This is a genomic window from Chloroflexus sp. (genome assembly GCF_056331925.1).
Window position 1 is genome coordinate 24,906 of sequence record NZ_JBWGQH010000037.1, and the last position, 15,557, is coordinate 40,462.

The 15,557-nt window shown below is 53.9% G+C and carries 12 protein-coding genes and 1 tRNA gene; 4 read left to right on the forward strand and 9 right to left on the reverse strand.

All coding sequences use genetic code 11. The annotated features are described in order from the left end of the window. The first annotated feature begins 1 nt into the window (after window position 1). Both AC01ZF_RS16245 and AC01ZF_RS16250 read left to right on the forward strand, forming a co-directional pair. Window positions 2–781: an ABC transporter ATP-binding protein gene (locus AC01ZF_RS16245; RefSeq protein WP_424675144.1), complete on the forward strand. Its 780-nt coding sequence runs from the start codon at window positions 2–4 to the stop codon at window positions 779–781. 78 nt (window positions 782–859) lie between these two features. After that, window positions 860–1,576 carry an ABC transporter ATP-binding protein gene (locus AC01ZF_RS16250; protein ID WP_424675143.1) on the forward strand — a complete coding sequence of 239 codons (717 nt, stop codon included), beginning with the start codon at window positions 860–862 and terminating at the stop codon, window positions 1,574–1,576. Between the two features lie 207 nt (window positions 1,577–1,783). Here the strand turns inward: AC01ZF_RS16250 and AC01ZF_RS16255 are convergent. The 9 genes from AC01ZF_RS16255 to AC01ZF_RS16295 form a co-directional block, all read right to left on the reverse strand. Then, a tRNA-Gly gene (locus AC01ZF_RS16255) sits at window positions 1,784–1,859 on the reverse strand. Window positions 1,860–1,904: 45 nt separating this feature from the next. Then, complete coding sequence (locus AC01ZF_RS16260) at window positions 1,905–2,588, reverse strand: response regulator (RefSeq protein WP_424675142.1); 684 nt, start codon at window positions 2,586–2,588, stop codon at window positions 1,905–1,907. Between the two features lie 18 nt (window positions 2,589–2,606). Next, window positions 2,607–3,449 carry a redoxin domain-containing protein gene (locus tag AC01ZF_RS16265; RefSeq protein WP_428111622.1) on the reverse strand — a complete coding sequence of 281 codons (843 nt, stop codon included), beginning with the start codon at window positions 3,447–3,449 and terminating at the stop codon, window positions 2,607–2,609. Between the two features lie 31 nt (window positions 3,450–3,480). Beyond that, the gene (locus AC01ZF_RS16270) at window positions 3,481–4,569 is read right to left on the reverse strand and encodes a J domain-containing protein (protein WP_424675140.1); all 1,089 of its coding nucleotides are present in this window, start codon (window positions 4,567–4,569) and stop codon (window positions 3,481–3,483) included. Window positions 4,570–5,001: 432 nt separating this feature from the next. After that, window positions 5,002–7,398, reverse strand: a complete 2,397-nt coding sequence (locus AC01ZF_RS16275; RefSeq protein ID WP_476575506.1) for a heme lyase CcmF/NrfE family subunit — start codon at window positions 7,396–7,398, stop codon at window positions 5,002–5,004. 44 nt (window positions 7,399–7,442) lie between these two features. Further along, on the reverse strand, window positions 7,443–7,862 hold the full coding sequence (locus AC01ZF_RS16280; RefSeq protein ID WP_424675138.1) for a cytochrome c maturation protein CcmE domain-containing protein: 420 nt from the start codon (window positions 7,860–7,862) through the stop codon (window positions 7,443–7,445). 47 nt (window positions 7,863–7,909) lie between these two features. Further along, window positions 7,910–8,119 (reverse strand): CcmD family protein, encoded by a 210-nt coding sequence (locus AC01ZF_RS16285; protein ID WP_424675137.1) that lies wholly within the window; start codon window positions 8,117–8,119, stop codon window positions 7,910–7,912. A 1-nt stretch (window position 8,120) separates the two neighbouring features. Continuing rightward, window positions 8,121–9,080, reverse strand: coding sequence for a cytochrome c biogenesis protein (locus AC01ZF_RS16290; protein WP_424675136.1), 960 nt, complete (start codon window positions 9,078–9,080; stop codon window positions 8,121–8,123). Between the two features lie 276 nt (window positions 9,081–9,356). Beyond that, entirely contained in the window at window positions 9,357–11,285 is a 1,929-nt protein-coding gene (locus tag AC01ZF_RS16295) for a hypothetical protein (protein WP_424675135.1), read from the reverse strand. A 134-nt stretch (window positions 11,286–11,419) separates the two neighbouring features. On the opposite strand from AC01ZF_RS16295, the gene AC01ZF_RS16300 reads away from it, so the two are divergent. Then, window positions 11,420–13,900 (forward strand): ATP-dependent Clp protease ATP-binding subunit, encoded by a 2,481-nt coding sequence (locus AC01ZF_RS16300; protein ID WP_424675134.1) that lies wholly within the window; start codon window positions 11,420–11,422, stop codon window positions 13,898–13,900. Window positions 13,901–14,004: 104 nt separating this feature from the next. Continuing rightward, complete coding sequence (locus tag AC01ZF_RS16305; RefSeq protein ID WP_424675133.1) at window positions 14,005–15,084, forward strand: GAF domain-containing protein; 1,080 nt, start codon at window positions 14,005–14,007, stop codon at window positions 15,082–15,084. Window positions 15,085–15,557: the final 473 nt, after the last annotated feature.

A 15,557-nucleotide genomic window follows, 5' to 3' on the forward strand; every position in this document is an offset into this window, starting at 1 on the left:
TATGGCGCTGCTCGAAGCTACGAATATTACCAAGATTTTCGGTGGTCTGGTGGCGGTGAATGACGTGACTTTCACCGTTGAACCGGGTAGTATTGTGAGTGTGATCGGCCCTAACGGTGCCGGGAAGACTACCTTCTTTAACGTGTTAACCGGTATTTACAAGCCCGACAAGGGGCGGGTTGTCTTTGCCGGGCAAGATATTACCGGCTGGCGCTCCGATCAGATCGCGACACTTGGGATGCGCCGCACCTTCCAGAACATTCGGCTATTTGGGAATATGACGGTGCTCGAAAACGTGCTTGTCGGAATGCACGTTCATCTCGATGCGCCGATCTGGAATATTATCTTCCGTTCACGCAGTATGTTGCGTGAAGAAGCAAAGGCGCGCGCTAAGGCGATAGAGTTACTGAATTTTGTCGGTATTGCCGATAAGCGCGATGAATTGGCGAAAAACTTGCCCTATGGTGATCAGCGCCGATTAGAGATTGCTCGTGCGATGGCCGGTGATCCCAAGATTATTTTGCTCGATGAGCCAACTGCCGGGATGAATCCGCACGAGACGACGGAAGCCACCCACCTCATCCGCCGCTTGCGCGATGAACGTGGGATTACGGTGATTCTGATCGAACATGATATGCGACTGGTGATGTCCATCTCGGAGCGGATCTCGGTGCTCGATTACGGGAGTAAGATCGCTGAAGGCGATGTGCAAGCAATTCGTGCCAATCCAAGGGTGATCGAAGCGTATCTTGGCAAAGGTGCCGCAAGTCACGCTGCCTAGGCAGATAGTATTGCGCCGGTTCACGAGAGGATAATTGCCCTGTGGCAGCACAAGGTAGGGTAGATAGTTGAGGATTGTATGGCCCTGCTTGAATTGCAGAATGTTCACACCTATTATGGCAAAATTCACGCCCTAAAGGGTATCTCGATGACGGTCGAGAAGGGCGAAATCGTTACCCTGATCGGCTCGAATGGTGCCGGTAAAACCACAACGTTACGGACAATCTCTGGGTTGCTGAAGCCACGTCAAGGCCAGATTCTCTTCAAGGGGCAGCGAATCGATACCTTGCCACCACACGACATTGTTAAATTGGGCATTGCTCAGTCGCCTGAGGGGCGTCGCATTTTTCCGCGACTCACCGTGTTAGAAAATCTCGAAATGGGGGCATTCCTTTATAACACCCGCAGCCCAGAGTATCAGGCCGACCTTGATCGTGTGTTAACCCTGTTTCCCCGCTTGCGCGAACGAACAAATCAGAAGGGTGGTACGTTGTCCGGTGGTGAGCAGCAGATGTTGGCAATCGGACGCGCCTTGATGACCCGTCCGCAGGTGCTCTTGCTCGACGAGCCTTCAATGGGTTTGGCACCGGTGCTGGTCGAGCAGATTTTTGAGATCATTCAAACAATCAATCAGCAAGGGACGACGGTGTTATTAGTTGAGCAAAATGCTTTGCAGGCGCTCTCAATTGCACACCGCGGTTATGTGTTGCAGAGTGGTGTGATTGTACTCGAAGATAGTGCCACTAATTTGCGTAATAACGAGATGGTGCAGAAAGCCTATCTGGGGTTAGATTAGCCGGTCACCTGCTCGCTCATACTCCGATAGAAAGTATCGCCGGGGAAGCCTATCCCCGGCTTATTTCATAGGGTTTGGAAACGGTGCCACGGTATCGTCATCGTCCGGTTCATTACGGCAGGGTCTCTTACCCCCGAGCAAATACGCAGCCCATTGTGATAGGTTTCGACATAAAAATCCCCCGACTAGTTCGTCGGGGGAAACGTTTGGAGCGGGAGACGGGACTCGAACCCGCGACATTGTGCTTGGGAAGCACACACTCTACCAACTGAGTTACTCCCGCGCTCTCAGCGCTATATAGTATAGCACGCTCATCAGCTTCTGTCAATTAGGGAAGGAGGCGATAACCCACTCCCCACTCGGTAAGCAACAGTTGCGGTTGGCGCGGATCAAGTTCGATCTTGCGCCGCAGATGCCAGATATAGACCTTCAGATAATCGTTATCACGGTTCGGCTCATTACCCCATACTGCACGCAGTAACTGCTCGTGTGTTACTACTGCCCCAGCTTGTTCGGCCAGGACCATCAGCAGTTGATACTCGGTGGGGGTAAGATCGATGATTGTACCCCGCACGCGAACCTCGCGTTGGCGTGGGTTGATTGTGATCAAACCATTACCGACAGTGATCGGGCGATTCACAGATGGCACGCGACGGAGAAGGGTACGAATACGAGCCAGCAATTCATCGTAGTTGAACGGTTTGGTGAGATAATCATCGGCCCCTTGATCGAGACCGGTGATAATATCTCTTGCGGCCGCCTTAGCCGTGAGCATCAAAATTGGGGTCGACGCGAATTCACGCACCTGTTGACAAACCGTCAGCCCATCAAGATCGGGTAGCATGATATCGAGAATGACCAGATCGGGTCGCTGTTGACGGATCAGCGAAATTGCTTCAATACCACTGATCGTCTGTAACACGCGATAGCCTTCTTGTTCCAGCCGTACCCGTACTAACTCTTGCAGGCCATTGTCGTCATCAACAACCAAGATGGTATACTGCTGTTCCATTGCTTCACCCCAACACACTTACGGCTGCTTATCACCGACCGGTCGCAACTCAGCAAAGCGAGCAGCAATGTCAGCAAATGTCAATTCTCCGATGTGTACGTAGCGGAGTTGACCATCGGTAGTGACGAAATAGCTCGTTGGTAGTGGAAAAATCCGATAGGCCTCGGCGATCGCGCCATCAACATCGAGAGCAATTGGATAGGTGACACCGTACTGAGCAAGAAAAGCTGCTATATCCTCTATCGTTTGGCCGTTCACCTGTTCATCATCGGTAAGATTAACGCCGATAACCATCAACCCTTGCTCGGAAAACTGTTCGTAGGCCTGCTGGAGCGCTGGTAATTCGCGTTTGCACGGTTCACACCACGTACCCCAAAAATTGATTAATACTACTCTACCCCGATATTGTGCCAGTTCAACCGTTCCGCCACGTAGCTCCGGTGCAGTAAAGTTGGGAGCTGGACGGTCGAGCTGTCCCATCGGTGGAGTATTTACTGTATCGCGGTTGGTCATTAGCCAAACGATAGCGACCAACCCTACTGCCAGGAAGGAAAAGATAAAGGCACTGATGACTTCTTTGCGGCTAAGGGTGCGTCGCGCCGGTGGTGGGCTTGAGGTGGTGAGTCCTTGACTAATATCATATTGACGGCGACGCTCAGGGTCACTGAGCACGTAGTAGGCATGCTCTAGTTCGGCGAGTCGCTGACGAGCGATGGTCGCCAGCTCACCGTCAAGGTCTGTCAGACGTGCTGGGTCGTATCGTTGTCGCTGCTGTTCATACGCAGCGGCTATTGCTGCCTGATCGGCAGTTGGGCTAACACCGAGCAAACTGTAATATGTATACCCTGTCATACTTGACATTGTAACATACCTTTACCAGGACGGTTAGCTTTTACTTACTATACTCGTTGATCAGAATCTGAGCTTGTAATTGCAGGCCCGGATTCACTCCTGGGATTGACAATACCAACCGCCACTGTTGAATAGCTCGTTCGACTTGTGGTGGATCAACGGCGATCAGACAGATACCGTGTGAAAGCAACACGCGAGCATCTTGCGGGGCAGCGGTAAGCGCTTTCTCAGCTTCAGCAAGCCCCTCCTGGGCCCGTTGTGGATTACGGGTATCAAGGCCGTAGTAGCACAAGCTGGCAGCAATGTCAGCCCGTACCACCTCATTGTCCGGTTGAAGTTCGAGAGCCTTGCGGTAAGCTTCTACCGCTTCTAACCAACGCGGCAAGCGCTCCTGATAAATACGCCGGGTTTCCGTATCACCGTTAGCGAGTTGTTCACGGACAAACACAACACTGTCAAACAGCGCATTACCCAAGTTTACCCATGCGTTGGGGTTATCCGGCACTTGTCCTACCACCTGTTGTGCGGCGATTACCTGTCCTTCAAACTGATCGAGCACCTCACGCAAGGTTGGCGTCGGAGGAATAATGGTAGGTGTGGGCTGCGTGAACGTCGTCGGTGCAACCACAGCCGTACTGATCAGTGTACCGAGCACAATACTGAACGTCGCGGCAGCTACGATCAGTGAGGGCAAGACCCAGACTGGCAACTGGCGTTGCACGGCACGACCCCGACCAGGCGATGTCTTGTGGGTAGGTGAGAGATACGGTTGTGGGTTGAAACCCGGTGGCCGTTCTTGCCGACGCGCCGGTGGCAGCGGCCGAAAATCGATAAGCTCATCATCATCAACAATCGGTGCTGACGAACTGGGGGTATGTTTCGTATTCGGTTCCGCGTGCGCCGATTCCTGTCGCTCCCGATCATATTCGGCACGTCGTTGTGGATCGCTCAGTATGGCGTAAGCCCGTTCGATTTCATCACGACGTTGGCGCGCCAGCGCAACTAACTCTTCAGCCGCACCTTCTAACCGTTCGGGAGCGTAACGCTCGCGCAGTCGTTCATACGCGGCCCGAATCGCTTCCGCATCAGCCTTGGGATGAACTTGTAGGATTTCGTAATAGTCGGTCATTGCTCTTCACTACAACGGTCGCGACCGGTAGTTTGCGTAACTACCAACCACGACCGCACCGGAATCCTCTACTTCACCACGATAACATCTAGCACTATGATATATTGATCGGGCATTGAGCAACCATCACACCCAAACCGACTCGATACGGCCGAGTATGAAATCGATCAGCGGGTGATTAGCGGAGAGACACAACTAACATTAAAGAAGATACGGCTGGTTGGGAAGGATGTGGGATTGGATGTCATAGTAGCGAAACGCAGGTAGGAACCTGGCATTGCTATCTTCCCACTGTGCGTTATCGCCCGAACAAGGTATACCCACAAAGATTCTTTAAGACCAACCAGTACAAACGTTATATCAGCGCTATCACCTTTACAACGAACGTTGAACAACTATCAACAACCTCGTAACGTATGATGCACTATCAACTCACGAATGGCTCATTCTTCGCCAACCGAGTTGCGTAACCAATTCAGGCCACGCCTTGGGCAGCCGGACCCGTACACCGGCCAAGGCCAAGCTCCCTTCGAGATAACGACGCACCAAGGCAATTGCGCCACCGACGACCATCAAAATCACACCGGTCCATACCAACACCACCAGCGGCTTCACGCTCACCGCAATCACCGCCTTGGCCGGTACTACCGGTAAATCATCCAGACCGGGGCCACTCCCTTCGAGCAAAACCATCCGGTTCGTTGGATCAAGCTCACGCAGATACAAGGTATGACCGCCGGGTAGCGTGACCGGTATATATTGCAACTCGCCTTGGTTCGTAGTGGGGTTCGTCACCACTTCGACGCGCGGCTCAACCGTGATCGTCTGTCCTTCATAGAGCACATCAACTTTGGCCCCGACCTTCGCCTCACCACGCATCATCGCATCGCGATCAATATTAAACCCGCGGAACGTGAGCATGTACGGCCCCATCTGGGCACTTTGGTCGACACCGAGCACCGGGCGCGAGGGATCGCGCTCAGGATCATAGCCGGCCGGCGAGATATACAGATCGTGCCAGAAATAGCTATGGATCGAGGGCGTCTGCATGGTAGCGCCCATCCGCTGGTTGAAGTAGAGATAGGGCCTGGCCGAGAAGGTATTGACACCGTCGCTCACCGTTAGATCGAGCACACCACGCTGCTGATCGTCAAGCTGATACCCATTGAAGATGAACTCATACCCAAACAGACGGGCCGACTCACCGGGAGCGAGGGTCAAGCGCGTATCAGGTGTCGCATACGCTGACGAAGCCACCATACCGATGGCCATCACCGTAAAGCCGATGTGAGCAAGGTAACCCCCGATCCGCAACCAACCACCGCGCAAGGTACGCACGACCATCAGGACGTTGGTACCGAATGCAAATGCGCCGCCGGCAACGTATACCAACGAGAGCAGATCACGGACGTTGATGATCAGAGCCACAATCGTCGCAACAACAGCCAACACTGCCGGCCAACGCAATGCGCGCAGCAGATGACTGAGATTAGCGTCACGCCAACCAAGCAATGGTCCGACAATCAGGAGGATAATTGCAACCACACCCAAGGGTGGCACCGTGCGCTGATAAAAGCTTGGCGCCAGTGAGAAACGGCCATCTGTAAACGGTTGGGCCTGTGGGTTCATCAGCGTGCCATCATCAATCTCGAAATAGCGGCCCATCCACTCTTGCAGGGTATGACCAACGCCAGGAATGGCCGAGATAACCGGCATTGAAGTACCGATACCAACGACCAATGCCGTCATCACCAAGGTGATAATCGCCAACACAAAGAAGCTATCGCGCGAGAAGAACTTATCGCTCAGCGGGCGAGCGGGAATATCGTTCCAGCGCATGAGCAGGGAAATGACGGCCACTGCCAGCAAGAAAATCTGAAAGCCGACCAATCCCTCGAAAATGCCCTCAGCCACGAACGAATGCACCGAGAAATTGGCGTAGACCCCACTGCGGGTCATAAACGTAGCGTAGAAGACGGTAATATACGTCGCTATACCGAGCACCAGATTGGTCTTACGCAGACCACCATGGGTGCGCTGGATCAGCATACCGTGGATGAGCGCGGTAAGAATCAGCCACGGTACTAGTGACGAATTCTCGACCGGGTCCCAGCCCCAATAACCACCCCAACCCAGTGTCTCGTAGGCCCAGTAGCCACCGAGCAGGAGAGCGAGACCAAGAAACGCCCATGCAGCCAGCGTCCACGGTAAAGCGCGTTGCACCCACGTATCGTAATCGCGACGCCACAGAGCAGCCAAGGCAAACGCGAAGGGTATCATTGTGAGGGCATAGCCTACAAAGAGCACCGGTGGATGGATAATCATCCAGAAATTGTGCAGCAATGGATTAAGGCCGCGTCCATCAGCCGGGGTCAGTGCTGCACCGGTTGATGGATCGATCAGAGGTTGGAACGGATTAAGGACCAACACAAAACCGATAATTGCTGCCTGAATCGCCATCACAATTGCCAGTACGTAAGGCTCGAAATGCTTTGTGCGGCGCACCAGCAACGCACTGGCAATTGACCCCCACAACAGCCAGATCATGAAACTACCAGGCTGCCCAGCCCAACTGGCGGCAATGGTAAAGAAGAACTCAAGATCGCGTGAGCTATAGTTATAGACATAATCGAGATCGAAACGACGGGCCAGAAAGACGGTGATCAACAGCGTCCACGACATCAGCACGCCGGCCAGCGCAGCGTAGACACCGAAGCGCGCGTAGCTCAGCGCTACCCGCTGCCCGCGGATCACCAATCCATAGCTGATCGTCGCCAGCAGGGTCATGCCGAGGCTGGCCATTAACAAAAACGTGCCAAAGAGATACATAGCAACTCTTTCCAGCGATCGTCGGATAACGACCGATCATTTATCTACGGTTTCGCTTGATTCATCTCCTGATACTTTGATGGACACTTAACGAGCAAATCATCGGCCATAAATGCTTGCTCGATCGGATCGTAGCGACCAATCGCCACGATGCTAATCGCCTGCTCGAAATTGGCCGGTCGCGGGTCATCAGAGATGACTTTGATCAGTTTGCCGTTTTCATCTTGCAGCATAAACGTGAAGCGGCCTTGTTCATCGATCTCGCCTGTGCTACCGAGAAAACCGGCCAATTGCACACTGCGCGTACTGCGCATCGCCTCATCAACACTGGTAGTGTATGCACGAAAACTATCTTGGAACCCGAAGAAGCCGTACACCACCGTCAATAGGATAATACCGATACCCACTACGTGCAGTGGTTTAATGGTCAAACCTCGACGTAATGGAGGGTTCGCAACAGCCATACCAATCTCCTTAATCTGAAGACGATAACATAAACGGCTTGCAATTCCTAACGATGCTCAACCGGCGCGTCCTCACGTACCTCGTGAATACGACTCACTTCTGCCGACGGGGCCGTTGCGTCAAGATGTTCACGTTTACGCTCTAGTTCACGGCGCAACGCCCGCGCCGTCGCATCGATCCGCCACAAATAGATGAAAATGACGATCCACACCGACAGCACGGCAGCAGTGGCTGCGATTATTGATGAACTATCCATCTTAGGCCCTCCCACGTTGTACGACAGCCCACTGTAAGTTTAGCACTAACGAGCGCACCTGTAACATCCAGAAGAAGAGCGCGGTAAAACCAAGGTTGGCTGCAAGGAAGACGTACAGCGTCCGCCGATTCTCGAGCAACTGCGTACCCGGTGCCTCCATATTGAGGCGAACCGTACCGCGCGCTTCATCATACTCCTCAAGACCGAGCTGGAAGCGCGAACCGGGGAATTCAGGGCGAGCCGCCATACCGCCGTCAACTAGATCAAGACTGGGGTAAAGGATGGCTTCACTCTGTAAGCCTGGCGTACTCACCTTCACCTCGGCAACAATGAGATTACCCTGTCGCTCAAGACCGAGCAACTGGACTTTGTTATCGCCGATCAACCCAACTTTCCCCACTTCAAGCTCTACACCATCACAGTTGCTCCCCTGAATAAAGGCACAGTTGGGGTGCAACGTACTATCGGCGATCCGCGGTGCAACAAAAAAGAGAAAAGGCATTGTCACGAAGGCAAAGAGTGAATAGACTGCACTCAGTTGCCGACGCCGATCCATATCATCAATGGCTGAACGGAGCGCGAACAAAGCAGCATAGATGAGTAGCAGAACGAAGATCGAGGTCTGACGTGGATCCCAATTCCAGAAAATACCCCACGCCACTTGTGAAAAGATCATGCCGGTAACGGTGGCGAGGATGGTAAACAACAAACCGATTTCGGCCGCAGCGACGGCAATATGGTCGTCACGTTCTCGTCGCCGCCAGAGATACAAACCGCTGAAGATCGCCGAAACCGTAAAGGCAATAACACTGACCCACGCCGTCGGTACATGAAAGATCACAATCCGACCAGCCTCACCAAGCCCTTCGTACTGCGGCACGATCAAGAAGGTCGCAATGGTGACTCCGGCCAACCATACACCAATCCCAATCTTTGCGGTCTGTGCTAATCGTTGCACCATGGCAAACAGCTTTCTAGTCCTCATGGGGATTAAACTATTGCCGTTTGACGTATCATACAATGTTTTTGCCCTAGAATCAAGGAACCTTGCATAGGCATGTAAGAACGATATAGTAAGCTATTCCCATTGTATCATGACTATCACTGACGATGACGGTTCCGCACCGCAGCCCCATCAGATCACAGTACTATGCTGATCATAACGGTTGGGCAACGAGCAACCATAACATTGGGGGAAGCGGCACTATCGGGCTACGTGAGCAAACGCTCATCACGTTTAAGCGATATGGCGCTTCTCCATAATAAAATGGTACCAGCGTGCCGCCACACTAAGCGCCAGATAGACCAACGAGAGACCGGCAACGATGCGTCCAGGAACAGACTGCTGCCAGAGCCAGTTGAGTGCCAGTGCCATACAGATGGCGGCAAGCGGCAACATAAAAAAGACATGCTTCAATATCATGTCAGCGATTGTCCAGTTGACCAGTGAATAGAGGATGAGAATAGACCACCACGCTACCAGGAGCGCGTGAGCACGTTTAGCCGATAACCACGCCAACACGGCGCCACCAACGATCAAGAAGATACCCGGCCATGTTAGATGATTGATGATAAATGCGGCATCGATTGCCGGAGTAGGCAATGGCAACGGGTTTGCCCTGGCAATCCGTCGGTCGAGTGCTGACGTAATCGCCGGCAACGTCTCGGTCACAATGGTTGGCACGTACCACATATGGTAGATCACAAACGCTACCCCTTCGGCAATCACCAACCCTAAGATGACCGAGCGGCCACGTTGAACTGCCAACGATTCGCGCCGGATCAGTTCGGCAATTGCATATATCCCCATCATAGTGAAGGCCATAATCCCTACTACCGTGTATGTCAAGATCGCCAGCATTGCGGCTGCTGCCAAGCCCCACACCGTCCGTCGATCTGTTGGATCATCGTGGTAGGCTAACACAACGGCAATCAACACCAACGTGCCCCACAGGCCCAACTGCGTCGGCCAGTTCCCCCACGAGATCAGGAAGTAGGGCATGAGCAGCAAATGGTAGCAACCTGCTGCGGCTACCGCGATTCCGAATTGCCCGAAGAGGCGCAATGCAACGTATGCAATGAACAAACTACGTGAAACATCGAGCGCGGTATTTAGTACATTCGAGGCCAGACCGAGATCGATTCCGATCAGGCCAAACGGCGCCGTAATCAGATACCACAACGGCGAGTATGGAAAATGACCGCCCTCAAAACCTACCGTATCACCCAGCAACGTCACCCGACTCGGGATAACCAGTTCCATAAACCGGCCATCGAGCACCATCTGCGTGCGCGGCACATGCCAGCGCTCATCGTACACGATAGTCTGCGGATAGATCACACCACCGATCTTGATAATGGCTGCGCACACGATAATCCGCCACAGCCAAGTTTCATGCCATTGTGGCAGCGTTTCACCGCCACGCACAAACGCAAAACGGGTCAAGGCGCGCAACGGTCCCAGCACCACATGCAACCCAACAAACAACCCCCACAGCATTGGTGTAAAGATAGCCCACTCTAGCGGAAACGTAGCTAACAAGCTGGCCAGCACAACGAGTGCTACCGTCGTGATCACAACCGCCGGCATCGGTGTGACCGCCAGTCGGCGCATCAACCAGTACCCTAAAACACCGATCAGTGCCAAATGCACCGACTGTTGCCACGGCCAGCCGTATACCAACTGGTAAGCCATCACCCAATCGATGACAAATCCTAGGCGGCGGGAATCGCTGGATGTTGAGAACGTTGAACTGGTGAAGTAAAGCTGTAGATGATCATCGCCCGGTGGTAGCAACACGTAGTACCGCGCCACATCACTGCGTAGCTGTATTGTCACCGAAACGGGACGGTCGGCGGTTATCGTGACTACCGCTGGCGGTACGCCATCTGGCCGATAGCCACTTGCCCGCATGACGACCGTCGTCCAATTGGCGCCAATCCCGGGAAACGCGACCGTTGCTTGTTCTTTCGTAAACGCATAGGAGAACTGTTGGTTGCGTTCGAGACCATGAAAGCCTGAGATATAGGGCAAAGCGTAGGTCGTACCTACATCAATGCGTCCTACCGGTAACACCACCGCGGATAAACCGGCACACACTATCCCAAGGATGGCTAACCCGATTATACCCACCAGATCGTACCGCCATTGTCGTAACCATCCCATATCGTCTCCGTTTCTATAATAAAAATCTGATAGATCGGGTCTCCTTTTGGACGAACCCTATGCTATACTACCAGAGCAGATCAATGTTGTGATCTGCTTACCCGCCCTGAGGCGGTCATTCTAGAGGGAAAGCGATGAGACTGGAGCGATTTACCGAAAAGGCGCAACATGCCTTCCATTTAGCGCAAGAAATTATGCAGGAGCATCAGCATTCGCAACTCGACGTTGAGCACCTCTTTTTAGCGATGCTCCGCCAGCGCGATGGTCTGGCAAGTCGTGCGCTCACGCGGCTGAACGTTGATCCACAAGAGGTGGAACGACGGATCGAGCGTGAGCTGGAAAAGCTCCCCCGAATGCTTAGCACGCACGGGATAAGCGGTCAAGTGTATATTACGCCGCGTACCCAGCGACTTGTCAAACGTGCCGAGGAAGAAGCCAATCGGCTCGGTGATCAGTACGTTGGTCTCGATCACTTGCTAATCGGACTGACGGGCGAGCGCGACGGTCCATCGGCACGGATTTTACAGAGTTATCAGATCGATCAGGAGCGGATGTATCAAGTGTTGATGGAGATTCGTGGCAGTCAACGCAGCGATGACCCGTCGGCCGAGAGCCGCTACGAAATCCTGACGAAATACAGTACCGATCTGACCGAACTAGCACGCCAAGACAAGCTCGATCCGGTCATTGGCCGGGAAGCCGAAATTATACGGGTCATTCGCATTTTGTCGCGTCGTACCAAGAATAACCCGGTGTTGGTGGGAGAAACCGGTGTCGGTAAGACGGCGATTGTCGAGGGATTGGCCCAACGCATCGCTCGTGGCGATGTGCCGCCGACCCTGCGCGATCGCAAGGTATTGGCTCTCGATTTAGCCGGCATGGTAGCCGGCTCAAAGTTCCGCGGCGAGTTTGAAGAGCGGCTGAAGGCGGTGATGGACGAGGTACGCAACGCCAAAGGTCGCATTATTCTCTTCATCGATGAATTGCATACGGTTGTTGGGGCCGGTGCAGCGACCGGCAGCATCGATGCCTCGAATATGCTCAAGCCGGCACTGTCGCGTGGCGAGATTCAGGTGATCGGCGCAACAACTATTGATGAATACCGCAAGTATATCGAGAAGGATGCGGCACTTGAACGACGCTTCTCTCCGGTGTTCGTTGAGGAACCTGACCCGGAGACAACCATTGAGATGTTGCGTGGCCTGCGCAAGCGGTATGAGGAACATCACCAATTGACGATTAGCGATGAGGCGTTGCGCGCTGCCGTACAGCTTTCGAGCCGTTATATCAACGATCGCTTCCTGCCGGATAAGGCTATCGACTTGATTGATGAGGCGAGTGCCAAACTGCGGATCGATATTTTCTCGATGCCACCGGAATTGAAAGCGAAGGAAGAAGAACTGAAGCGGCTACAGGCCGAAGAGGAAGAAGCCGGTGCTCGTCGCGATTACGAACGAGCAGCGATACTCCGCTCGCGCTATCTAGCGCTCCAAACTCAATTCGAGGCTGAGCGCAACGAGTGGCTGGCCCGGAATGACCTCGACGAAGTAGTCGATGATGAGGATGTCGCGCAGATCGTCGCCAGTTGGACGGGGGTGCCGGTCAGCCGGATGCTGGAAACCGAGCGCGAAAAGCTGATCCATATGGAAGAGCGACTGCACGAGCGCGTCATCGGTCAGCACGAGGCGATCGTCGCATTGAGTGACGCAATCCGGCGCGCACGTTCAGGCTTACGCGATCCGCGTCGCCCAATCGGCTCGTTCCTGTTCGTCGGCCCAACTGGCGTCGGTAAAACCGAGTTAGCCCGTGCGCTCGCCGAGTTTATGTTCGATAGCGAAGAGGCGATGACGCGGGTTGATATGAGTGAGTATCAGGAGCGGCACACCGTGAGTCGTTTGATCGGTGCGCCGCCCGGCTACGTCGGTTACGATGAGGGCGGCCAGTTGACCGAGAGCGTGCGTCGCAGACCTTACCAGGTGATTCTCTTCGATGAAATTGAGAAGGCGCATCGCGATGTCTTTAACGCATTGCTGCAAGTGCTCGATGACGGGCGCTTAACCGATGGTCAGGGGCGCACGGTCGATTTTCGCAATACGATCATTATTATGACCAGCAATGCAGGGACCGAGCACCTGCAAGGTGGTGGTATCGGCTTTAACGTTGGGGGTAAGGTTACGAAAACTATTGATCTGCGCGAAGCGCGCAAGAAGGTTGATGAAGCGCTCAAGCAGACCTTCCGACCAGAATTCCTTAATCGGATCGACGAAATTATCCTCTTCCATCCGCTGTCGATGGAAGACCTGACCAAGATTGTCGAGCTACAACTCGGCGAGTTGATCAACCGGTTGCGTGAACAGCAGATCAGCCTGACGCTAACCCAAGCGGCCAAGGAGTATCTCGTCAGAGAGGGTTATAATCCGGTCTTTGGTGCTCGACCGCTGCGTCGTACCATCCAGCGTCTCATCGAAACTCCGATCTCACGCGAGTTGTTGCGAAGTCATTTCACTGCCGGCGACCTGATTGAGGTTGATGTGGAAAATGGTCAGCTCGTGTTCCATCGCGGTGGTATCTTGACCATGGAAGAGCGCCGTCCGGCTGAACCGCTCGATGCGTGAACTGTAATCTGTGACGCCGGGTTTGTCATCTTCTGACAACCGGCGTCATGGTATGATGGAATTCGAGAAAGTAGCGATTCTCTCGTCTCTGATCAGGAGTTGATGTGACTGCGTCTGATGCCGCCATCCAGCTCGTTGTTGCTCAACGTCGTGCTGCCCGTCTGCGTAACGCACTGATGACGGTAGGAGCGTTTTTTACCACGGTACGCCAGGCCGATCCACTACCGGTGCTGCGAGATCTGTGTAGCGAATGGCTACAGGTCGATAACGTCGAGATAATGGTGCCTGCCGGTACGGGCAGTTTACAATCGCACGCTCCGACAAAGCTGGTCGGCCCGATTACAATCGGACGACGAGTCATAGGTAGGATTGAGGTAAGTCGATCCACACCACCGTTCGACAGTGATGATCGGGAATTACTGACGGTATTAGGGCAAATTATCGGTATTGTTTTTGAGCAGTCTTCGCTCCAAAGTCAGCTTGACCAATACCTCAATCAAGCACGTGCCCACGCCGATACGCTCGACCAGTTGCTCCAGTTTGGCCGTCTGGTGACGAGTGCGACCGCCGATCCGCTACACCTCGGCCTACAACTTGCGACGCAAGTGCCGGCTATGGTGGGAGGCGAACGAGCATCACTTCTTCTCATCCAGCCCGACAACCCCGAATCGTCAATCCTCCTGCTGAGCAATGGTCATGTTTCTACGCCAGAACGTGCCCGCGAGGTGCGCGAGCATGGGTTTGCCGGATTGGTGTTGCGTGAAGGTCAACCGCTGATCATTGACGAGACCGATGCTGACCAACGCTGGCTTACATTGCGGATGCGCGAGTTTGACTCACCTACTCGCTGTGCAATGGCAGCTCCGCTACGATGGGGACCACGACTACTGGGCGCATTGACGGTAACAACGACGCATAGCCGTCGCTTCGATAGTTCACACCTCAATCTACTGGAGTTGGTTGCTTGCCACATTTCACTGGCGATTTATGCTGCCGATCTCGAAATGCGTCGCAAACAGAGTGCAAAACTACTTAGTGAGATCGAGACAATGATGAAGACAGCTTTAGCTGCAGCGCGAGCCGGTGATCTTCACGCCTTGGATGCGCTTGAGGCGCAACTAAATCGTTTACGCAAAGTGCAGCAATCGCTTGCCTTGGATATGAGCAAAGTTTCGGATGAATAGTCACTAAAGCAGTAGTTTCCACCGGTCTTTGCTGGAGCGATTCACGAGAAGCGCGGGTACACAACCCGCGCTTGCTGTATCGTACCAATCGCCCTTGGTCATTGCGCAATGCCGTGCTACGGCTGGGGTACCGACCGCGAGGCGGTTCCCGATAATCGTGCCATGCCCCTATCACCGAGACCGCCGAGGGTTGGCGCTGAGCTGAATGCATGATGCCGCCTTCGTGTCATTCCGCGCGCGATACCGCCTTCGTGTCATTCCGCGCGCGATACCGCCTTTGTGTCATTCCGAGCGGAGCGAGGAATCTGAGCGGGTTGGGTAAGACCCCTCGCTGCGCGCGGGGTGACAATGGAGGAAGCGGCGCGGGTAACACAATACCGCCTTCGTGTCATTCCGCGCGCGATACCGCCTTTTTGTCATTCCGAGCGGAGCGAGGAATCTGAGCGGGTTGGGTAAGACCCCTCGCTGCGCTC